The organism is Bradyrhizobium ottawaense (assembly GCF_002278135.3).
Taxonomy (GTDB): domain Bacteria; phylum Pseudomonadota; class Alphaproteobacteria; order Rhizobiales; family Xanthobacteraceae; genus Bradyrhizobium; species Bradyrhizobium ottawaense.
This window is the reverse complement of the sequence record NZ_CP029425.2, coordinates 1,252,237-1,271,815: the sequence shown is the minus strand read 5'-3', so window position 1 is coordinate 1,271,815 and position 19,579 is coordinate 1,252,237. Positions and strand designations below refer to the sequence as shown.

Annotated in this window: 23 protein-coding genes and 1 tRNA gene; 9 read left to right on the top strand and 15 right to left on the bottom strand. The window is 64.9% G+C overall.

Translation table 11 applies throughout. The features are described from left to right. Nucleotides 1–23 precede the first annotated feature (23 nt). The 8 genes from CIT37_RS06070 to CIT37_RS06035 form a co-directional block, all read right to left on the bottom strand. Nucleotides 24–992, bottom strand: a complete 969-nt coding sequence (locus CIT37_RS06070) for an ABC transporter ATP-binding protein (RefSeq protein WP_018316287.1) — start codon at nucleotides 990–992, stop codon at nucleotides 24–26. Next, on the bottom strand, nucleotides 989–1,984 hold the full coding sequence (locus CIT37_RS06065) for an ABC transporter ATP-binding protein (protein WP_028139905.1): 996 nt from the start codon (nucleotides 1,982–1,984) through the stop codon (nucleotides 989–991). The genes CIT37_RS06070 and CIT37_RS06065 overlap by 4 nt, the downstream gene beginning before the upstream one ends. Then, entirely contained in the window at nucleotides 1,984–2,901 is a 918-nt protein-coding gene (locus CIT37_RS06060) for an ABC transporter permease (protein ID WP_028139904.1), read from the bottom strand. The genes CIT37_RS06065 and CIT37_RS06060 overlap by 1 nt, the downstream gene beginning before the upstream one ends. Then, nucleotides 2,867–3,826, bottom strand: coding sequence for an ABC transporter permease (locus CIT37_RS06055; RefSeq protein WP_095425140.1), 960 nt, complete (start codon nucleotides 3,824–3,826; stop codon nucleotides 2,867–2,869). Before CIT37_RS06055 ends, CIT37_RS06060 begins: the two co-directional genes overlap by 35 nt. 29 nt (nucleotides 3,827–3,855) lie before the next feature. Then, nucleotides 3,856–5,646, bottom strand: coding sequence for a peptide ABC transporter substrate-binding protein (locus CIT37_RS06050; protein WP_028139903.1), 1,791 nt, complete (start codon nucleotides 5,644–5,646; stop codon nucleotides 3,856–3,858). A 261-nt stretch (nucleotides 5,647–5,907) separates the two neighbouring features. Then, the gene (locus CIT37_RS06045) at nucleotides 5,908–7,326 is read right to left on the bottom strand and encodes a M20 family metallopeptidase (RefSeq protein WP_095425139.1); all 1,419 of its coding nucleotides are present in this window, start codon (nucleotides 7,324–7,326) and stop codon (nucleotides 5,908–5,910) included. 156 nt (nucleotides 7,327–7,482) lie between these two features. Next, on the bottom strand, nucleotides 7,483–7,872 hold the full coding sequence (locus CIT37_RS06040) for a hypothetical protein (RefSeq protein ID WP_095425138.1): 390 nt from the start codon (nucleotides 7,870–7,872) through the stop codon (nucleotides 7,483–7,485). Further along, a complete protein-coding gene (locus CIT37_RS06035) occupies nucleotides 7,869–8,483 on the bottom strand; it encodes a hypothetical protein (protein ID WP_095425137.1) in 615 nt (204 codons plus the stop codon). The genes CIT37_RS06040 and CIT37_RS06035 overlap by 4 nt, the downstream gene beginning before the upstream one ends. A 238-nt stretch (nucleotides 8,484–8,721) precedes the next feature. Between CIT37_RS06035 and CIT37_RS06030 the strand changes: the two genes are divergently transcribed. The 3 genes from CIT37_RS06030 to CIT37_RS06020 all read left to right on the top strand — a co-directional run bounded on the left by CIT37_RS06030 (nucleotide 8,722) and on the right by CIT37_RS06020 (nucleotide 11,075). Further along, nucleotides 8,722–9,693 carry a S1C family serine protease gene (locus CIT37_RS06030; RefSeq protein WP_038948544.1) on the top strand — a complete coding sequence of 324 codons (972 nt, stop codon included), beginning with the start codon at nucleotides 8,722–8,724 and terminating at the stop codon, nucleotides 9,691–9,693. A 22-nt stretch (nucleotides 9,694–9,715) separates the two neighbouring features. Beyond that, on the top strand, nucleotides 9,716–10,786 hold the full coding sequence (locus tag CIT37_RS06025) for an alpha/beta hydrolase family protein (protein WP_095425136.1): 1,071 nt from the start codon (nucleotides 9,716–9,718) through the stop codon (nucleotides 10,784–10,786). A gap of 82 nt (nucleotides 10,787–10,868) precedes the next feature. Further along, the gene (locus CIT37_RS06020) at nucleotides 10,869–11,075 is read left to right on the top strand and encodes a hypothetical protein (RefSeq protein ID WP_008142940.1); all 207 of its coding nucleotides are present in this window, start codon (nucleotides 10,869–10,871) and stop codon (nucleotides 11,073–11,075) included. Between the two features lie 81 nt (nucleotides 11,076–11,156). On the opposite strand, the gene CIT37_RS06015 is transcribed toward CIT37_RS06020, so the two are convergent. From CIT37_RS06015 to CIT37_RS05995, 5 genes are all read right to left on the bottom strand, one after another. Further along, complete coding sequence (locus tag CIT37_RS06015) at nucleotides 11,157–11,813, bottom strand: DsbA family protein (RefSeq protein WP_038948547.1); 657 nt, start codon at nucleotides 11,811–11,813, stop codon at nucleotides 11,157–11,159. A gap of 87 nt (nucleotides 11,814–11,900) precedes the next feature. Continuing rightward, on the bottom strand, nucleotides 11,901–12,623 hold the full coding sequence (locus CIT37_RS06010; protein ID WP_095425135.1) for an LrgB family protein: 723 nt from the start codon (nucleotides 12,621–12,623) through the stop codon (nucleotides 11,901–11,903). Beyond that, nucleotides 12,620–13,003: a CidA/LrgA family protein gene (locus CIT37_RS06005; RefSeq protein ID WP_028139896.1), complete on the bottom strand. Its 384-nt coding sequence runs from the start codon at nucleotides 13,001–13,003 to the stop codon at nucleotides 12,620–12,622. The genes CIT37_RS06010 and CIT37_RS06005 overlap by 4 nt, the downstream gene beginning before the upstream one ends. Nucleotides 13,004–13,047: 44 nt before the next feature. Continuing rightward, entirely contained in the window at nucleotides 13,048–13,524 is a 477-nt protein-coding gene (locus tag CIT37_RS06000; RefSeq protein ID WP_028139895.1) for a PaaI family thioesterase, read from the bottom strand. Nucleotides 13,525–13,527: 3 nt separating this feature from the next. Next, nucleotides 13,528–13,956, bottom strand: coding sequence for an acyl-CoA thioesterase (locus CIT37_RS05995; RefSeq protein ID WP_038948549.1), 429 nt, complete (start codon nucleotides 13,954–13,956; stop codon nucleotides 13,528–13,530). A gap of 104 nt (nucleotides 13,957–14,060) precedes the next feature. Here CIT37_RS05995 and CIT37_RS05990 point away from each other — a divergent pair, with 104 nt between their 5' ends. Then, nucleotides 14,061–14,609, top strand: coding sequence for a TetR/AcrR family transcriptional regulator (locus tag CIT37_RS05990; protein WP_038971902.1), 549 nt, complete (start codon nucleotides 14,061–14,063; stop codon nucleotides 14,607–14,609). 108 nt (nucleotides 14,610–14,717) lie between these two features. On the opposite strand, the gene CIT37_RS05985 is transcribed toward CIT37_RS05990, so the two are convergent. Beyond that, a complete protein-coding gene (locus tag CIT37_RS05985; protein WP_028139892.1) occupies nucleotides 14,718–15,218 on the bottom strand; it encodes a hypothetical protein in 501 nt (166 codons plus the stop codon). Between the two features lie 205 nt (nucleotides 15,219–15,423). On the opposite strand from CIT37_RS05985, the gene CIT37_RS05980 reads away from it, so the two are divergent. Then, a complete protein-coding gene (locus tag CIT37_RS05980) occupies nucleotides 15,424–15,708 on the top strand; it encodes a PsiF family protein (protein ID WP_038948552.1) in 285 nt (94 codons plus the stop codon). A gap of 102 nt (nucleotides 15,709–15,810) precedes the next feature. After that, nucleotides 15,811–16,896 carry an AbrB family protein gene (locus CIT37_RS05975; protein WP_038971901.1) on the top strand — a complete coding sequence of 362 codons (1,086 nt, stop codon included), beginning with the start codon at nucleotides 15,811–15,813 and terminating at the stop codon, nucleotides 16,894–16,896. Between the two features lie 142 nt (nucleotides 16,897–17,038). Here CIT37_RS05975 and CIT37_RS05970 read toward each other — a convergent pair whose 3' ends face one another. Beyond that, complete coding sequence (locus tag CIT37_RS05970; RefSeq protein WP_095425134.1) at nucleotides 17,039–17,578, bottom strand: disulfide bond formation protein B; 540 nt, start codon at nucleotides 17,576–17,578, stop codon at nucleotides 17,039–17,041. Nucleotides 17,579–17,735: 157 nt separating this feature from the next. Between CIT37_RS05970 and CIT37_RS05965 the strand changes: the two genes are divergently transcribed. The 3 genes from CIT37_RS05965 (at nucleotide 17,736) to CIT37_RS05955 (ending at nucleotide 19,476) form a co-directional block, all read left to right on the top strand. Continuing rightward, a tRNA-Leu gene (locus CIT37_RS05965) sits at nucleotides 17,736–17,820 on the top strand. 196 nt (nucleotides 17,821–18,016) lie between these two features. After that, entirely contained in the window at nucleotides 18,017–18,319 is a 303-nt protein-coding gene (locus CIT37_RS05960; RefSeq protein WP_095425133.1) for a hypothetical protein, read from the top strand. Between the two features lie 929 nt (nucleotides 18,320–19,248). Then, nucleotides 19,249–19,476 carry a hypothetical protein gene (locus CIT37_RS05955; RefSeq protein ID WP_038948568.1) on the top strand — a complete coding sequence of 76 codons (228 nt, stop codon included), beginning with the start codon at nucleotides 19,249–19,251 and terminating at the stop codon, nucleotides 19,474–19,476. Nucleotides 19,477–19,579: the final 103 nt, after the last annotated feature.

The window sequence follows — 19,579 nt, the reverse complement described above, 5'->3', positions numbered from 1 at the left end:
ATTCTGAACTCGCTTTCGGAGCCTCAGGCCAGATGACACGCCACGAAATGCCCGCCCGCCCCTTCCTTCAGCACGGGCGCGCTTTCCGCGCAGCGCGGCTGGGCGATCGGACAGCGGGTGTGGAAGTGGCAACCCGACGGCGGCTTCATCGGGCTCGGCACGTCGCCCTTGAGGCGGATGCGCTCACGCTTGAGTTTTGGATCGGGCACCGGCACCGCCGACAGCAGCGCCCTGGTGTAGGGATGCTGCGGGTTGCGGTAGAGATCGCTCGCTTTCGCCAGCTCGACGATGCGGCCGAGATACATCACCGCGACGCGGTCGGAAATGTGCTCGACCACCGAGAGGTCGTGCGCGACGAAGAGATAAGTGAGGTTCAGCTCGGCCTGGAGGTCTTCCAGCAGATTGATGACCTGGGCCTGGATCGACACGTCGAGTGCCGAGACCGGCTCGTCGCAGACGATCAGCTTTGGCTCGACCGCCAGCGCGCGCGCGATCACGATGCGCTGGCGCTGGCCGCCGGAGAACTCGTGCGGATAGCGCCGCATATGCTCGGCCTTGAGCCCGACCTTGACCAGCAGGCCCGCCACGCGCTCCTCGCGCTCCTTGGCGGAGGTCGCCAGATTATGGATGGTGAAGGCTTCGCCGAGGATCGCGCCGACCGTCATGCGCGGATTGAGCGAGGCGAACGGATCCTGGAACACCAGCTGCATGTTGCGCCGCATCGCGCGCAGATCGTTGCCGCCGAGGCTGCGCACGTCCTGGCCGTCGAAAGTGACCTCGCCGTCGGTCGGCTCTATCAGGCGCAGCACGCAGCGCCCCGTCGTCGACTTGCCGCAGCCGGATTCGCCGACGAGACCAAGCGTCTCGCCGCGATTGACCGAGAACGACACGCCATCGACCGCATAGACGGTGCCGACCTGGCGCGACAGTAGGCCGCCGAGCACGGGGAAGTGCTTCTTCAGGTTGGAGACTTGCAGCAAGGGTTCGCTCATGCCGCGCCTCCCAGATTTGTATCGCCGAGATGACAGGCCATGCGATGGCCGGGTGCGATCTCGCGCAGCAACGGCTCCTTCTCGGTGCAGACGTTCATGGCGAACTTGCAGCGCGGCGCAAAGCGGCAGCCGACCGGCGGATTGATCAGGATCGGCACCGAACCGCCGATCGCCTCGAGCCGCGTCTTGTGCTCGCTGTCGAGATCGATGCGCGGGATCGAGCGGATCAGCCCTTGCGTATAGGGGTGACCGGGATTGCCGAACAGATCGTCGACGAGCGCTTCCTCGACCACCTTGCCGGCATACATCACGACGACGCGCTGCGCGGTTTCGGCGACGACGCCCATGGCATGGGTGATCAGCATCACCGCCATGCCGAAGCGCTCCTTCATGTCCTGGAGCAGATCCAGGATCTGGGCCTGGATGGTGACGTCGAGCGCGGTAGTCGGCTCGTCGGCGATGATCAGCTTCGGCTTGCAGGCGAGCGCCATCGCGATCATCACGCGCTGGCGCATGCCGCCGGAGAACTGGTGCGGATAATTGTGCACGCGACCTTCGGCGTTGGGGATCTGCACCAGCTTCAGCATCTCGATGGTGCGATCGAGCGCCTGCTTCCTGGTCACGGCCTCGTGGCGGCGCAGGCTTTCGGCGATCTGCTCGCCGACGGTGAGCACCGGGTTGAGCGAGGTCATCGGCTCCTGGAAGATGAAGCCGATCTCCTTGGCCCTGATCTCGTCGAGCTCGTTGCTGGTCAGCGGCACGAGATCGCGACCCTCGAAGATGATCTGACCCGCCGCGATGCGGCCCGGCGGCATCGCGATCAGCTTCAGGATCGACATCGCGGTGACGGTCTTGCCGCAGCCGGATTCGCCGACGACGCAGAGCGTCTCGCCCCGGTTGATGGAGATGTCGACGCCGTCGACGGCCTGGAGGATGCCGTCGTCCGTGGAGAAGTGGGTTTTCAGCCCTTTGATTTCGAGCAGCGGCGCCATCAGATCACCCGTCGCGCATCGAGCGCGTCGCGCAGACCGTCGCCGATGAAGTTGATGGCGACCACCGCGATGAAGATCGCGCCGCCCGGAAACAGCGCCCAGTGCGGGCCGATGTCGAGAAAGTCCTTGGCGTCATACAGCAGCCGGCCCCAGGTCGGCGTGTCGGGTGGGAAGCCGAGGCCGAGGAAGGACAGCGTCGATTCCGCGATGATGGCGGCGGCGACGTCGATGGTGCCGGCGATGATCACCGGACCGAGCGCATTGGGCAGGATGTGCTTCACCACCTGCCGCACCGGGCTGGCCCCGAGCGCCCGCGCGGCCTCGACGAATTCCTTCTCGCGGATCGACAGGAACTGGGCGCGCACGAGCCGCGCCACCGGCATCCAGCGCAGCCCCCCGATCACGAGCACGATCAGGATGAAGATGCCGCCCTCCGGACCGAACGCGGCCTTCAGACCGTCTCGGAAGAGGTAGATCAGCAGCAGCAGCAGCGGCAATTGCGGCAGCGACAGGAACAGATCGGTCAGCCACATCAGCCCGTGACCGAGCGCACCGCGCGACATGCCGGCGAGCGCGCCGATCAGCACACCGACGAAGACCGAGACCAGCATCGCGGCGAGGCCGACCGCGAGCGAGATGCGCCCGCCATAGATCATGCGGGCGAGGATGTCCTGCCCGAGATCGTCGGTGCCGAAGGGATGGGCCGGCGAGGGCCCCTGCATGCCCGCGACGATGTCGATGTCGTCGATCTTGACCCGCCAGACGAAGGGGCCGAGCACCACTGCCAGGATCAGAACGAGCAGCAGGAACGCGCTGACCACGGCAAGCTTGTGGCGGCTGTAGCGCCGCCACGTCTCGCGCCAGGGCGAGTAGACGCGCCGCTCAGCGGAGGGAGATGCGAGGGTCAAGCCAGCCATAAAGCACGTCCGCGATGAGATTGAACAGCACGACGAGACACGCAAAGACGAAGGTGACGGCCATCACCACCGGCGTGTCGTTGGAAAGGATGGAGGAGATCAGCAGCGAGCCGATGCCGGGAATGCGGAAGATCTGCTCGGTGACGATGGCTCCGCCGAACACCGCGGGCATCTGCAGCGCGATCAAGGTCACGACCGGAATCATGGCGTTGCGCATGACATGCTTGATGATGACCTTGGCCTGCCCGAGCCCCTTGGCGCGGGCGGTCGTGACGTAGTCGAGCCGGATCACATCCAGCATCGCCGAGCGCACGAAACGCGTCATCGACGCCGCCTGGAACAGGCCGAGCACCGCCACCGGCATGATCGCCTGTCGGATCATCTCCAGCACCCAGTGGATGCCGGTGCCCTTGATGTCGGTGGTGTAGACGAACGGCAGCCAGTCCAGCGTGACCGAGAAGATCAGGATGAACAGGATGCCTGTGAAGAACGTCGGCAGCGAGAAGCCGACGAAGGCGAGCGTGTTGGCGATCTGGTCGAACAGCGAATAGGGCTTCGTCGCCGCATAGACGCCGACGGGAATCGCGATCAGCAGCGCCAGGATCTGCGCCGAGCCGATCACGTAGAGCGTGGCCGGCAGGCGCTGGAGGATGAGCGTGTCGACGTTCATCCGGCTGACGAAGGAGAAGCCCCAGTCGCCGTGCAGCATGGCGTTGAGCCAGTGCAGGTAGCGAAGGTGGATCGGGTCGTCGAGGCCGAACTTGGCCCGGAGCGCCGCCTGCACTTCCGGCGGCACGTTCGGATTGGTCGCCAGTTCGGAGAACGGATCGCCGGGCGCAAGCGCGAGCACGACAAACAGCACGACCGAGATTCCGAGCAGGCTCGGAATCGCGATCAGCAGGCGACGCAGGACGTATTGGCTCATGAGGGAAGGCCCCGTCTAGAGTTGGGGGATCATTCCTCGCGGTACCAGTCGAACAGATTGTCGGTTTCGTTGGCCCAGCCGGAAACGACCGGGCGCAGATTGTTGGCCGCCGCCTCGACCTTCAGACGATGCTGCACCGGAATGAACACCGTGTCTTCCCACATCAGATCGTTGGCCTTGATGTAGAGCGCCGCGCGCTTGACCGGGTCCATTTCCATGTCGGCCGCGTTGATCGCGGCGTCATAGTCCTTGTTGACCCAGCGCGGGAAGTTCGTGCCCTGCCACTTGTTCTCCTTGGTCGCGGCGCTGGTGGAGAGGTAGCGGCGCATGTGCTGCGACGGATCCGGCTGGCTGAGCGGGATCTGGAACATCTCGATGTCGGCGTAGAACTTCGGATAGGTGTCGGGGTTGGCGACGTCGGAGGAGAAGAACACCGATGCCACCACCGACTTCAGTTCGACCTCGATGCCGGCCTTCTGACAGGCCTGCTTGACGATGGCCTGGGTCTTCTGGCGCGGACCATTGATCGAGGTCTGGTACAGGATCTTCAGCTTCTTGCCGTCCTTCTCGCGGATGCCGTCGGCACCGGGCTTCCAGCCGGCGTCGTCGAGCATCTTGGCGGCCTTCTCGATGTTGAATTCCCAGGATGTGTTCTTGGAAACAAACTTCTCCGGGCCGTTGAGGAAGTTGGAGGTGGTGCGGCCGGCGCGGCCGTAGATCGCCTTCTTGACGGACTCGCGGTCGACCAGCAGGGACAGCGCCTTGCGCACGACAGGGTCCGAGAACAGCGGATGCTTGGTCTTCATCGACGAACGCTCGCCGTCGACCTCGACGTTCGGGTCGGTGAAATTGAGCGCGATGAATTCGGTGTCGCCGCCCACGGCATACACTGTCTTGCCCTTGCCGCCTTTCTCCAGACGCAGCAGCACGTCATCCTCGACCTGGATGTTCCAGCCGAAATCATATTCGCCGGTCTGGATCACCGCACGCGCGGCCGAGACGGCGTCACCGCCGCCCTTCATCTCGATCGTATCGAAGTAGGGCCGGTTGGCCATGTGATAGTCGGGATTGATCACGCCGCGGATGAGATCGCCCGGCTTGAACTCGACGAATTTGTAGGGACCGGTCCCGACTGGAGAGAGGTTGGTCGGCGCTTCCCGTGACTTGCTGCCCGTGTAGTCGGCAAACAGGTGCTTGGGGAGAATGGTGTTCGGGGCTCCGACAAAGGCGTCCGCCCAGAACGGTGTCGGCTTCGGGAAAGTGATCTTGACCGTGAGATCGTCGATCTTCTCGACAGTGATGTCGCGATAGCTTGCGATGGTCACGGCCGCCGTCGCGGGATCCTTGATATACTGCCAAGTGAAGACAATGTCGTCGGCCGTGAACGGCTTGCCGTCATGCCACTTCACGCCGGGCTTCAGCTTCCACGTCACCGACTTGCCGTCGGCGGCGAGCAGGCCGTTCTGGATCGAGGGAATTTCGGTCGCCAGCACCAGCTTCATGTTGCCGTCCGGATCCCAGCAGGCGAGCGGTTCGTAGAACAGGCGCGAGCCGTCCTGATCCTTGGTGCCGGTGGCGAAATGCGGATTGAGCAAGGTCGGGCCCTGCCACCACAGCAGCTTCAGCGCACCACCGCCGCCACGCTTGGTCGGCTTGTAGGTCGAGGCACCCTCGGCCATGGCGACGCCGCCGAGCGCGAGGATCTGGTTGGCCAGCGGGGCGGTGAGACCGACCGCGGCCATGCGCGTGATGAAAGCGCGGCGATCCATCCGCCCATCCTTCACCTCGCCGATCATCGAACGCAGTTCTTTATCCAGCATGGTTGTCCCCCGTCTGGTTCCCATAGTGATGAGGACGGCCGTGAAAGCTGGCCGCCCAATTGGCTGGCAGTAGATGGCACACCGAATGGGGGGCGCGTCAACTGGGACCGTGTGTATGCAAACGGTCTTCTGGCTGTCTGTTGGGCAAAACTGCGTTCTGCAGCCCATCCGTTCGGCAATCCAGCATCAAAACATGCTGGATTGCACGCTGCACTGCGGAAAATTTGTTCGCAGCATCAGACGAAGTGTGGAGGCGAAATTCTATGCGACGGACATGTCGAGCGGTGGCTCGACGTGATCCGGCAGCGGGCAGACATACGGCGTCTTGGCCGTCCGCTTCTTCAGGTCGGCCTTGGCCGCCTTGATCAGTTCCGGATCTGTCAGCGCCTTGATGCCGAGACCGGCCATCGCCTTGGCGGCTTGCACCATGGCCTTGTGGGCATGCGGGCTCTTGCCTTGCGCCACCACCTGCCAGGTGTGGAACGGCGTGCCGATTGCAACCGTGGGGGCGTGAACCTGCACGGTCGGCACCACCCAGCTGACGTCGCCGACGTCGGTCGAGCCGACCAGCGGATTGCGCTTGGCATCGAGCGGCACCAGGAAGTCGGCCAGCGGCCGATCGGTCTGCTCCATGCCGATCGCGTAATAGACCGACGCGATATCCTTGTCGCTCAACGTCGCGCGGATCTGGCTGGCAAAACCCTTGTCCGCATCGTCGAAATGCGGCGGTCCGAGCTCTTCCATGACCCGGTGCAGCGCCTGGTCCAGCGGGGTGTTCGGCAGGATGTTGGAGACCGCGGAGATGATCTTCATCTCGACCTTGGTCTCGGTCATCAGCGCCGCGCCCTCGGCGATCTTGCTCACACGTCCGACCAGCTCATTCATGCCGGGAAGGTCACGGGCGCGGATCGAATAGCGCACCCGCGCATGGGCCTGGACCACGTTGGGCGCAATGCCGCCGGTGTCGAGCAGCGCGTAATGCACCCGCGCATCGCTCGGCATGTGCTCACGCATGTAGTTCACGCCGACATTCATCAATTCCACCGCATCGAGCGCGGAACGGCCGAGATGCGGCGAGGCCGCGGCATGCGAAGTGCGGCCGGTGAAGATGAAGTCCGCGCGCGTGTTGGCGAGCGACGGCGTCACCGCGACCTCCCAGAAGCTGTGCGGATGCCAGGTGATGGCGATGTCGGCGTCCTCGAACGCGCCGGAGCGCACCATGAAGGCCTTTGCCGCGCCGCCTTCTTCGGCCGGGCAGCCATAATAGCGCACGCGGCCGGGCATCTTGTTTTCGGCAAGCCAGTCCTTCACCGCGGTCGCGGCGAGCAGCGCGGCGGAACCGAGCAGATTGTGACCACAGCCATGGCCGTGCCCGCCGGCTTCGATCGGACGATGCTCGGCGACACCCGCTTCCTGGCTGAGACCGGGCAGCGCGTCATATTCGCCCATGAAGGCGATGATCGGACCGCCCTCGCCCCACTCGCCCATCACCGCGGTCGGAATGCCGGCGACGTTCTCGGTGATGCGGAAGCCCTGATGACGCAGCTCGGCGAGATGCTCGGCGGCGGACCGCGCCTCGGTGTAGCACACCTCGGGCATGCCCCAGACCTTGTCGCTGAGGTCGATGAAACGCGCCTTGATCGTGTCGATGCCACGCCAGATGTCGCTGCGGTTGTCCATGCTTCGATCCGTGATCCCTTGGTCAAACGAAGCGGCAATGGTTAGCAGCTTAGGCAGGGGCCGCCTAGCAGCGGCAGGGACACCAGCCATGCGGCCCGGCAGGGTCTCACAGTGCGGCCCAAGACAGTGCGGCCCAAGGCGGCCGCCCCTTCGGCGCTACCTTCTCGGCCTCGAGAGCGCATCTTTGCTTACGAACAGGAGGCGTCGCCGGAAGGCCGTCGGACTCTCGGCAACCAGCACCCCCTTCAGAGATTGTAGACCGCCCGCGAAGAAGGGCTCGCGAAGCCCATTACCGTGAACCTCGGTCCATTCCGGTATCTGTAATCCGTAAACGCGCGCAAGGTGCTCCGCCACGGCCGCCGTATAGGCGTCGTGCACAGCGTCGATGGAAGCGGGTCGTTCTTCGATGGCCTGCTGTCGTGCGTTCGGGTTCATGTAGAACCAATCGAGAAATTCGCGGAGCGACGGATCGAACTTCTGCTCGCCAGCCTGTACGCGGCGAACGACGTCACTCAGCGTTGCGGGCTTCTTGCCGAACAGGTTCATGGTTGGCTCGACGGAGGCATGCGATCACCTTCGGGCCCAGTCTCGAGATTTGAGAAAATCTCCTCGAGACCCAATCGGGTCTTGGGCTGAAGCGCATTCTGCGGATAGAATTTTTCGACCAACGTGAGTGCATCCTGGCTAGTCTTGATACCTATCGCGTGGGCGAGGAGCTTAATGTCGTCAATGTCCGAGTTCGTTTCGACACCGCCGACACGCATCGCGCGGCACTTCATGGCAAACAAGTATTCCGGTCTGGCGGTATAGACGCGCAGGCCCGGCTGATCCTCGGTGGGGTAGGTCTTGAATAGAGCCTTCACGTCAGGATCCGCGTCTCTCTTGCTCAACCACCCCTTCACACCGTCGTTCAACCAGTTTTCGTCCCAGCCGAACTCCTCCGCCATCTCGGTCGCAAGTCGCTTGATGAAATCCTTGTTTCCTTCAAACACCGCATCGACGTCTCCGGTGTTGATCTGACGATTCAAGGTCAGCAGGAGGGCCGATCCGCCGTAGACGACGATTTCGACGGTGCGGCCTGCGGCGAAGGCCCTGCGGCCCAGCTCGGCCAGTGCATTTTCCAAAGTTAGCCGATCGAAATTCTTGTCATCGCTCATGGCTTGTTCCACAGACGGCGAACGATACGCTTGCCACTCTGGGTCGACAACGTCTTTTCGCACGGACACCAGGACCTACAGGGCACGATCGGTCCAGAATTTCTGCATTTCCCGACCGACTGAGGCATGGCGGTCTTTAAAGGCGGGCGTTTGCGGCATAGATTGTCTTTGATTTAGCGCGGCGCTTCTCGTGCGCGAGAGGTGTGTCAAAGCGCCAAGGAAAGACCAGGAGAACTCCATGCCCGCTTTGACCGAATGGAGAGTGCCGCCGGCCAATCAGCCGCGTGCGAGCGACTACGGTTTCGATCTCGACCGCGCGCTCGCGTCCGTCGTCGGCCTGCACGCTATCGTCCCGCCGGACGCCTTCAGCGCCGAGACGCTGGGCACCGAACGCGCCGGCAACGGCGTCGTGATCGATCACGGACTGGTGCTCACCATCGGCTATCTCATCACCGAAGCGGAATCGGTGTGGCTGCACCTCAGCGATGGGCGGGTGGTCGAAGGCCACGCGCTCGGTTTCGATTCCGAAACCGGCTTCGGCCTGGTGCAAGCCCTCGGTGAGCTCGACGTCGAACCGTTGCCGCTCGGCAGCTCGGCGGAAACCCGGATCGGCGACCGCGTCGTGGTCGGGGGCGCCGGCGGTCGCACGCGCTCGGTCGCGAGCCAGATCGTGGCCAAGCAGGAATTCGCCGGCTATTGGGAATATCTGCTGGACGAAGCCGTCTTCACCTATCCTGCGCATCCGAACTGGGGCGGCACGGCGCTGCTCAACGAGCGCGGCGAGCTGATCGGCATCGGCTCGCTTCAGCTGGAACGCGAGCGCGACGGCAAGGCCGAGCACGTCAACATGGTCGTGCCGATCGACCTCTTGAAGCCGATCCTGGACGATCTGCGCAAGTTCGGTCGGGTCAACAAGCCGGCGCGGCCCTGGCTCGGGCTCTACTCGACCGAGATCGACAACCGCGTGGTCGTGATCGGGATCTCCCCCAACGGTCCTGCCGCGCGCGCCGAGCTCAAGACCGACGATATCATCCTCGCCGTGAACGGGGACAAGGTCACGAGCCAGACCGCCTTCTACAAGAAGATGTGGGCACTCGGCGCCGCCGGCGTCGACGTGCCGCTGACCGTGCACCACCAAGGCGTCACCTTCGACGTCACGGTGACCTCCACCGATCGCTTCAAGCTCTTGAAGGCGCCGAAGCTGCATTGATCCCACGCTGAAGGAAGCCGCGATGAGCGAGGCCGTGATCGACGACATCGTGGCCGTGCTGCCGCCGCTGCTCAATGCGCTGGAAGCGCTCGGCTTCTTCCAACGCCATCTGCATCCGCCGGCGTTCGCTACCGTGATGAACGCGATCGGCGCACCGGATGAGGCGCTGCAAGCGGCACACGCGGCTAATGGAGAGTGGCCAGAGCAGTTCGCGGGCCTCCGCGAGCGGCTCGATCGCGCCTGCGGCGAGACGCTCGCCGCCTTTGCCGGGATCCGCGAGGTGGAGCGCGGCAATGGCGATCTCGTCGCTGTCTTCCGCGCGCTGCGCCACGTGCCGCGCGCGCAGGAGGCGCTTTATCCCCTGGCGATGCAGTTTCCTCCCGTAAGCAGCTTCTTCCTCAACACCGCCAATCGCGAAAATGCGGATCTGTTGTCGCGGCTCGAAGTCGGCGCGAGCGAAAATACTGGCATCTTCCACGATCACAACGAACCCGGCAGCCGCGGCGGCTTCTCGGTCTATGTGCCTGAGTACTATACGCCCGAACGCGCCATGCCGCTGGTGATGGCGCTGCATGGCGGCAGCGGCAACGGACGCGGTTTCCTGTGGAGCTGGCTGCGCGACGCCCGCAGCCTTGGCGCGATCCTGGTGGCGCCCACCGCGACCGGTCCGACCTGGGCGCTGATGGGCGACGATGCCGATACGCCCAATCTCATGCGTATCCTCGAAACCGTGCGCAGCCGCTGGAGCATCAACACCTCGCGCATGCTGCTGACCGGCATGAGCGACGGCGGCACCTTCAGCTACGTCAGCGGCCTCGAGGGCGCCTCGCCCTTCACCCATCTGGCGCCGGTCTCCGCAACCTTCCATCCGCTGATGGCGGAGATGGCGGACGCCGCGCGCTTGCAAGGTCTGCCCATCTTCATCACCCACGGCAAGCTCGACTGGATGTTTCCGGTGCAGACCGCGCGCCAGACCCAGGCAGCGCTCGCCGCGGCTGGCGCTGATGTCACCTATCGCGAGATCGACGACCTCAGCCACACCTATCCGCGCGAGATCAACGCGGAGCTGGTGCAGTGGCTGAATGGAAAATGAACAACCTGTCCTTAGATGCGCCGCATGGCCGCGGAACCATCGCGCCGTGCCGACGTTATCGGCGCGTCACCGGAGGTTCGCTATGAGGACGTTTTTTGGAATGATTTTGGGCGCCCTTCTGCTTGCCGGCGGCGTCTACGTCTACGACTCCATGCAGACCTCATCCGTCGCCAATGGCGAGGTCGCGACGAGCAATCGCACCATCGTGAACTGGGATGTCGCGAAGGCCGACTGGGACGCGCTGCGCGACCGCGCGCACAAGGACTGGGTCCGGATCTCGTCGAAGTAACCGACGCCGTATCATGCACGAGGCGCCGTCGCGAACTCCGCGGCGGCGCCTTTGTGTTGGCCGCGACCGACGCTGCGCGCCTCAGTTCATCTTGGCCTTGCGGGCATCGGCGATGACCTGCTCGAACTCGGTCATGCTAAGCACGCCGGGGACGCGGTACTTGCCGACGATGAAGGACGGGGTGCCACTGAAACCGAAGGCTTCGGCCTGCTCGTTGTTGCGCTTGAGCAGCGCGTCGATGTCGCTGCCATGGCCGGCGAGATCGCGCTTCAGGCGGTCCATGTCGACGCCGGCGGCCGCCAGCAGCTCGTTGATGCGCGGCTCGGTCAGGCGCGAGCTGACGCCCATCAAGGCGTCATGGGCCTGATGGTATTTGTCCTGGAATTTTGCCGCGAGAGCGGTCCGCGCCGCCGTCACCGAGACCGGCCCGAGGATCGGCCAATCCTTCATCACCAGCCGCACCTTGCCGTCGTCCTGGACGACCTGGCGCAGCTCGGGCTCGAGCTTGCGGCAATAGGGGCAATTGTAGTCAGACCATTCGACGATGGTGACGTTGCCGTTGGGATTGCCGGCGACGGGCGTGTCGGGATCGCGCAGCACCTTGGCTTCGGTCAGCACCTCGTTGTCGTCGGTCGCCGCACGCGCCGAGGCGCCCGTCAGTGCGAGGGCGCCCGCCCCGATCAGCGTCAGCGCCGCGCGCCGCGTCGGCACAAGGCCCTTAGTCCCAGATCCAGCCATATCTCGTCCCGTTTCGGTCCCATCTCCCTGAATACGGTTCGGGACCGGGAATTGTTACCGATCATATAGAGTGTCGCGGCGACGATGTCATCGCACCAGCAGCGTGACCGCCAGGGGGACCAGGAACGAGGTCACCAAGGCGTTGAGACTCATGGCGATGCCGGAGAAGACGCCGGCAATCTCGTCGACCTGGAACGCGCGCGCGGTGCCGATGCCATGCGCGGCAAGGCCGGCGGCGAAGCCGCGCGCCCGGTAATCGGTGACGCCGGTGCGGTTCATCAGCGGCGTCACGATGATCGCGCCCATGATGCCGGTGAGGATCACCGCCACCGCCGCCAGCGAGGGATCGGCGTGCAGGGATTCGGCGATACCCATGGCGACCCCGGCGGTGACCGATTTCGGCGCCAGCGACAGCACCACGTCGCGCGGCAGGCCGGCAAGCTCGGCCAGCAGCACCACCGACACCACCGCCGTGACCGATCCCGCGAGCAGCGCCACCAGCATCGGCACGATGGATGACACGACGCGCCTGCGGTTCTCATAGAGCGGCACCGCGAGCGCGACGATGGCGGGCCCCAGCAGGAAGTGCACGAACTGCGCGCCGGCGAAATAGCTCGTATAGGACGTGCCGGTTGCGAGCAGGAACGCGCCGATGATCCACATCGCGTGCAGCACGGGATTGGCGAGCGGATGGCGCCGCGTCGCCAGCGACACCGCATCCGTCGCGGCATAGACCAGCAGCGTCACGGTCAGCCACAGCAGCGGCGACTGCGAGAGATAGACCCAGAGCGAGAACGGATTGTCGCTCATCGCGCGTCCTGCTGCTTCAACAGGCGGCTGACGAGGCGGAAGGTCAGCACCGTCGCGAGCAGCGTGACGACCACGGAGAGCGCAAGCACGAGGACGATGGCGATGCCATGGGAGGCGAGCAGGTCGAGCTTCTGCACGACGCCGACGCCGGCCGGCACGAACAACAGCGACAGATGTGCCAGCAGGCCCTTGCTTGCCGTTTCCACGCCGTCGTTGCGCAGCGGCCCGTATGCAAGCGCTGCGAAGCGATCGCGGGCGAGCAGCAGGATCAGGAGCAGCAGCAGGCCGAGCACAGGTCCCGGCAAGGGTAGCCCGAGGCCGCGCACGACGGCTTCGCCGATCAATTGGCACAGCAGGATGAGGCCGAGACTCGCAAGCATGACCGTCGCATCAAGAGATGCGCCGACAGGCTTGTCAATCGCAGCTATGCATGAGACGTGCGCGGCTCGTGCGAAGCAGCAATGCGCGGCAGCATCGCCATCAACGTCCCGGTCATCGTGGCGATCAGCGTGGTGTTGCCCTCGTGCTCGGCAAACGCCCTGGCCTCGCAGAACGTGAGCGTGCGGCCGGGCTTGACCACCTCCGCCCTGAACACGAACCGTTCGCCGCGAGCGGGTGCCAGCAGGGTCGTCTTGAACTCGACGGTGAGGATGTCAGCCTCCCTTGGCATCAGGGTAAAGGCGGCCACGCCGCAGGCGTTGTCGAGCCCTGCCGTGATGATGCCGGCATGGACAAAACCGTTCTGCTGCGTGAGATCAGGCGAATGCAGCATCGCCAGCTCGGCCTCGCCCGGTGCAAGGCGGACGATCACGATGCCGAGCGTGTGCATCGCCGGCTGGCCGTCGAACATTGCGATCGCCGCCGCGCGATAGCCCGGGTTCTTCGGCTCGAACGCGGCCATGGTTCAGGCCTCGGCCGGATCGGCGAGACGGCGCAGAGCGATCTCCCGGATGGCATCCGCGAACGGCGCCGATTTGCGCTGGCTCCGATCCATGTGCACGCCGGTAATCTCGCAAGTTGCGGCGATCTCGCCGGTCTCGGCATTCGTCATGTCGTGCCGGAAGCGGATCGACTTGTCGCGGACCTCGAGCAGATGGCTGCGGACCTCGACGATGTCGCCGGCGAGCAGCTCGCGCCTGTAGGCGATGTTCTGCTGCACGGCGGCCATGCCGCGGCCGGAGGAGCGCAAATAGCTCGGCGTCAAGCCGAGGCGGGCGAACAGATTCCAGTTGGCTTCGTCGAATTTGCCGACATACCACATGATGTTCATATGGCCGACATGGTCGCATTGCCACGGATAGACCGTGCCGCGATAGGTCGCCTCCTGCTCCATCGCCATTCCGCCCTCGTTGTTTATTGATCTTGATACGGTAGCGTATCAGGCACGAGACGCGTTAGCAATACGGCACCGTATCAAGAGTTCGAGAGGCTTCTTTCATGAGCGACGGCAAGGGCGATGTCTGGGTCGAGGCGGGGTTTGCCGAGCTCGCCCGCTCGGGGGTCGAGGGTGTCAGGGTCGAGGTGCTCGCCAAGAATCTCGGCGTCACCAAGGGCGGCTTCTATCGCCGCTTCGCCGACCGCGCCGCGCTGCTCGAAGCCATGCTGCAGCGCTGGCGCGAGGGGCGGGCCGCGTCGATCGCGCAGCAGACGCGCCTCGATGGCCAACACCCCCGCGAACGGCTGAAGGCGGTGATCCAGCTCTACTCCGAGCGGCTCAATCCGGAAGCCATGGCGATCGAGCTCGCGATCCGGCAATGGGCCCGCTCCGACGAGAGCGCGGCGGCCGCCGTGGCGAGCGTGGACGCAGCGCGGCTCAAGCACGTGGCCGAGCTCTATCGCGCGACCGGGCTTGCGCCCGAGGAGGCCGAGGCGCAGGCCTTCCTGTTCTACTGCTTCATCTTCGGCCAGAGCCTGTTGTTCGTCGAGCGCGGCCCGCGCAAGCGGTCGCAACTGGTGGCGAAATCGGCCGAGAAGCTGCTCAACTAGAGCATGATCCGGAAAAGTGTGCAGCGGTTTTCCGAAAGATCATGCTCAAACTAAAATTTAAGCAGAAAGGCCGGAGCGTTGCTCCGGCCTTTCGCATCAGCTCGAAGCTCAGGCGGCGCCCTTCAGCTTCTTGTTGCATTCGCTGTAGTAGCCGCCGCCCTTCTGGATCCACTTCATGCCGCCGTTCCCGTTGGTGGTCTTGTTGGCGTTGTACTGGTCGACGCAGGTGTGCAGGCGCCCCTTGCCCGGGGTCTCCTTGGCATATTTCGGATCGATCGCGTTCGGATAGATCGCGGGTCCCGCCGGCAGGGTCGGCGCGGCGGCGGGGGCCGCCTCCTTCTTGGCCTGCTTCGGCTCGGCGGGAGCGGCGGGCGCAGCCGCGGTCGGTGCGGGAGCAGCCGGTGCTGCAGCAGCCGGCGTTGCATCCGCGCCGCACTGGGCCTTGCGGAAGTCATTCCACTTCATGGTGCCGAGCGAGCCGTCCTTCTTGGCCGCCTGGTATTTGGCGCTGCACTCCTGCGACGTCAGCGCCTGCGCTGGCGCCGATACCGCCAACGCAGCAAATCCCGACAACGCAATCGCGCACAGCATTTTTGATTGAATGGTCATCCTCAGGTCTCCTCCTTGGTCTTCCCCCGAGGGGAAGTGAAACAAGACTTGCTATCCTAGCGTGCCGGCCATTCGCGACAAGGAAGCGATGGCTTCCGGCCGCCAAAATATAGTAGCGGCGCCGTTCAGATTATTCATGTCGCGTTCAGCAATGCGAGCCGACGTTCGCAACCCTTCGCAATTCTCGCCAGAAGAGTGCAACACCATGACCCTCGCCTCTCGCCTCGCCGCTGTCGCCCTCGCCTCCCTGCTCGCCGGCGGCACCGCCTTCGCGCAGACCGCCGCGCCGGCGGCCAAGACCGATACCAAGATCGATGCCGCCGCCGCGGCCGACAAGAAAGCCCCGAAGGAGCGCTCGGCCGAGTCGCTCGAATGCTCCAAGCAGGCCGACGCCAAGGGCCTGCACGGCAAGGAGCGCAAGAAATTCCGCTCCGAATGCATCAAGACCGCCAAGGCGGGCACCGCCGCGCCGGCTGCCGACAAGAAGTAGGCCTCCGACACGATCTTCCGCGAGCTTCTCGCGAGAGGCGCGCGCATTGCGGCATGACGAGCCTGCAATTGTGCGCCTCTCGCTGATTTGCGATAAGGTGGCGTGAAGCAAATCGCCGCCTCCCTGTCGTTTGAATGGCCGAGCCGTGCCAAGATCTTGAGCACGGCGGAGACGCTCGTCATCGGCACCGCCGGCGGCCTTGTGTTTCTCCTCGCCGGCCTTCCCGGCGGGCTGATCTCCGGCTCGATGATCGCGGTCGGGATTGCCGCGATCGCCGGGCGCCAGCTCGCGCTGCCGCCGCTCCTGACCCAGACCGTGCTGGTGCTGCTCGGGATTTCGCTGGGCTCGGTGGTCTCGCGCCATCTGCTTCAGCAGGTCGGCGCATACCCCCTCACCATCGGGCTGCTTGCACTGGCGACGTTCTGCTCGACGTTCGGCTCGAGCTATTACCTCCAGCGCATCCATGGCTGGGACCGCACCTCGGCCTTCCTGGCCGGCAGCCCCGGCGCGCTGTCGCAGATCACGATCCTGGCGGTCGAGCGCGGCGCCGACCTGCCGGGCATCGCGGTGGTGCAGACCATGCGCGTCATCATCCTCACCGCGGCCTTGCCGATGGTGCTTGCATTTGCGGGCGTCGCCCCCTCCGCCGCGCCGTCGCTGGCGACGACGATCGCCTCGCCGCTCGATCTCGTGGAGCTGGTCGCGGCCTCGCTGGCCATGGCGCTGGTCCTGCGCCTGATCAGGTTTCCGGCGAGCTGGATGTTCGGCGCCATGATCGCCTCCAGCGTGCTGCATGGCGCCGGCTGGGTCGAGGGCGGCCTGCCGGACTGGGTGCGCGGTGTGGCGCTGGTTGGCATCGGCGCGCTGATCGGCAGCCGTTTCGCGCGGATGCGCATCAAGACGCTCGCCGGTCACATCAACGCGGCACTGGGCTCGTTCACGGTCGCGATCGCTGTCTCCGCCGTTTTCGTCGGCATCGTCGCGCTGACCACGCAGGTCAAGTTCTCCGATGTCGTGGTCGCCTTCGCGCCGGGCGCGATGGACGCCATGCTGGCGCTGGCGCTGACCTTGCACATCGACCCGATCTTCGTCGGGGCCCACCACCTGTCGCGTTTCGTGTTCGTGACGATCGCAACGCCGGGCATCGTGCATCTGTTCGGGCGCACGCAGGACGATGTGGATGATTGACGGAGCGCGGTGCGCGTAACGGGCTCCGCTCTCGTAGGGTGGGCAAAGGCGCGTGAGCGCCGTGCCCACCATTTGCCCGTTATTGAAAGGCGTGGGCACGGCGCGCGAAGTGCGCGCCTTTGCCCACCCTACGGCAGCTTGCCTAGCCTTTCGCCGTCCGCGCAAATCCCCATGCGGCAATCGCGGCCATCACGAGCGAGATCAGCACGTTGTAGCCGGCGAGCGAGAGGCCGAGGAAGCGCCACTGCACCTCGTCGCAGCGCACCACCTTCACGGTGTCGAGCTTTGAAAAGAGATCGCCGGCATTGCCGAGATTGACGACGGGACCGGAGCAATCGGTCGGCCCTTTCCAAAAACCCCATTCGACGCCGGAATGGTAGGTGCCGAGACCGGCATTGGCGAGCGTCGCCAGCGCGAGGATCGCGAGCCCCGCCAGCAGCAGCGGTCGCGGCGCGCCGCTCCGCGCGGCCAGCGCCGTGAGGGCACCGAGCGGAATCGCGAGGTAATAGGCGTAGCGCTGCTCCAGGCAGAGCGGACAGGGCAGGATCTCCAGCACGAGCTGGAAGAACCAGGCACCCGCGATGGTCGCCGCGGCAATCAGCGTGATGAGCAGCGAAGCCGTCAGCGCAGAGCCGCTGGCAGCCGGCTTGAACGCAGGTATGGCGGCACTCTGGGTCGTCACGGCAGCCTCTTTCCGATAGGTCGCGCCCTTAAGCCTCTAGCCCCGGTCCATGCGGCTGTCGAGAACGGCTGACATCACTTTGGCGCGGGTTGACCCCGCTTTGTCCATGGCTATAGTCCGCCGGCTTCGCGACGCTCCCTTCAAGGGCCGACCGAGGGCCCCTGTGGCGGAACTGGTAGACGCGCTCGACTCAAAATCGAGTTCCGCAAGGAGTGCTGGTTCGATTCCGGCCAGGGGCACCAGCCTTCGCTGCTTCGCAGCTACGGCTGGGCGAGCCGACCTCCGAACCATCGAAGCGAAGCAGTGAAGGCTGTCCCGCCGAAGCCTGGCGAAGGCGGACTGGGTCAACGAGTCCAAGCTCCGCTCCCCCCACCCTAGCCATCCCCGCATCTCCACTGTATAAACCGGTAGCTTCTTCCGTCACTCGAAGGAGCTCATATGAACGACCTGCACGCGTGGCTTTCGCAGCAACACCACGGTTTGCGGACCTTCCAGACCTTTCAGCAGAAGCTCGAAACGCTCGGCCAGCACGATCCCGCCCAGCGCGGCCTGTGCCGCCTGCTCAGCGGTGTCGTCGGCAGCTATGTCGAGGCCTTTGACGAGGCCCCGCTGCCGGTCGACACTGCCGAGGTCGCCTATCGGCGCCTGCTGACGCTGGTCGAAAGCCTCGATCTGCACGGAAATGCCGCCCGCCGGCTCGCCGACATCAACCGCGTGGCGACCTGCGAGTTGTGGCGGTGATCGGCAGGACGAGCGGACCCACCTCAATTTTCAAATAGCAGGACACGCCGCTTCGCCCTCGCGACGCATGACGCCCGAGTCCTGTGCTTCTCTCGACGCCCCTTCCTGAGGAAAGGGCGCAGGGAAGGCCGGGCGCCGGCTGGCACCCGCGGTCCGCTGCGCGCAAATTGCGAAGACAAATGCACAGCGGCATACAGGGCAGCCCAGGACATCCCGGCCTTTCCCTGCGCAGTGGTTTGACGGCTTATGGCGCGCTCTCCCCGGGGAGCGATGCACTATTGCCCCCGTCGCCTTGCGGATGGCTGATGCGCACGCCCGGTCGGGCAGCCACATCACCGCAAGCCTTGACGCACAGACCCCGGGCGTCAGGACGACACGCTTTTGCCGTACGCGGACCGCACCGGTCGTGTGCGCGCTGCTCAACCGCTCACGGGCCAAACCCGCCCTGCGATTTCTGGCGCGCCGATGCGCTCCACGTCCACCGCCACCCGGCCCGCGCATCGTGACGATCGCGAAACGCCCCTTATCCTTGGGCCGGGATGAGGAACACATACGATATTTCCGAATTTCGGTCAAGCAGAATTTTTGGATCGCGGTCCGGGACCCAGAGGTGACACATTCCAACGCCGCGACATGGGCCCTGGCTCTGCAGCGCACCGCTGAAGTAGCGCTGCGCTGCGTCCGGGGCACGAGAGAGAGGGAGGCACGCTTTCTCCCGTCATTGCGAGCGCCTCGTCCGCCGAAGCTCGAAGAGCGAAGGCGGAAGCGAAGCAATCCAGGACTGCATCCGCGGAAACAGTCTGGATTGCTTCGTCGCAAGAGCTCCTCGCAATGACGAGGAGGAGAGATTATGCGTCTGGAGGCCGTTCCACTTCGCCGCACCAATCCCTATATCCTGTGGCAACCGATCCGATGCAGCGGACAGTTTGATGGCCAGGACACGCAGGACGGACGCCGACGACCTCCCCCGCTATTTCGTCTGGGTCCGGGGCCTCGAAGGCCCCGAGCCGCAAAAATGGATGGCGATGGATTTCGGCGTCGGCGACTGGAAGCGGCCGCTGGTGCTGGCCTATCTGGAGCTGCCGGCGGACGAGCGGGATCTGTCGCTATCGCTGTTGGCGCGGCGCTACCCGCCGCCGCGGGTGGATCTCTCGTAACGGCATCAGCAAATCCAGCAACAGTCTGTCGCCACGGAGACAGCGACCGCTGGAAACAGCCCCGCCGGATCGCCGCTGCCATCCAGCGACGACCCGACACGGC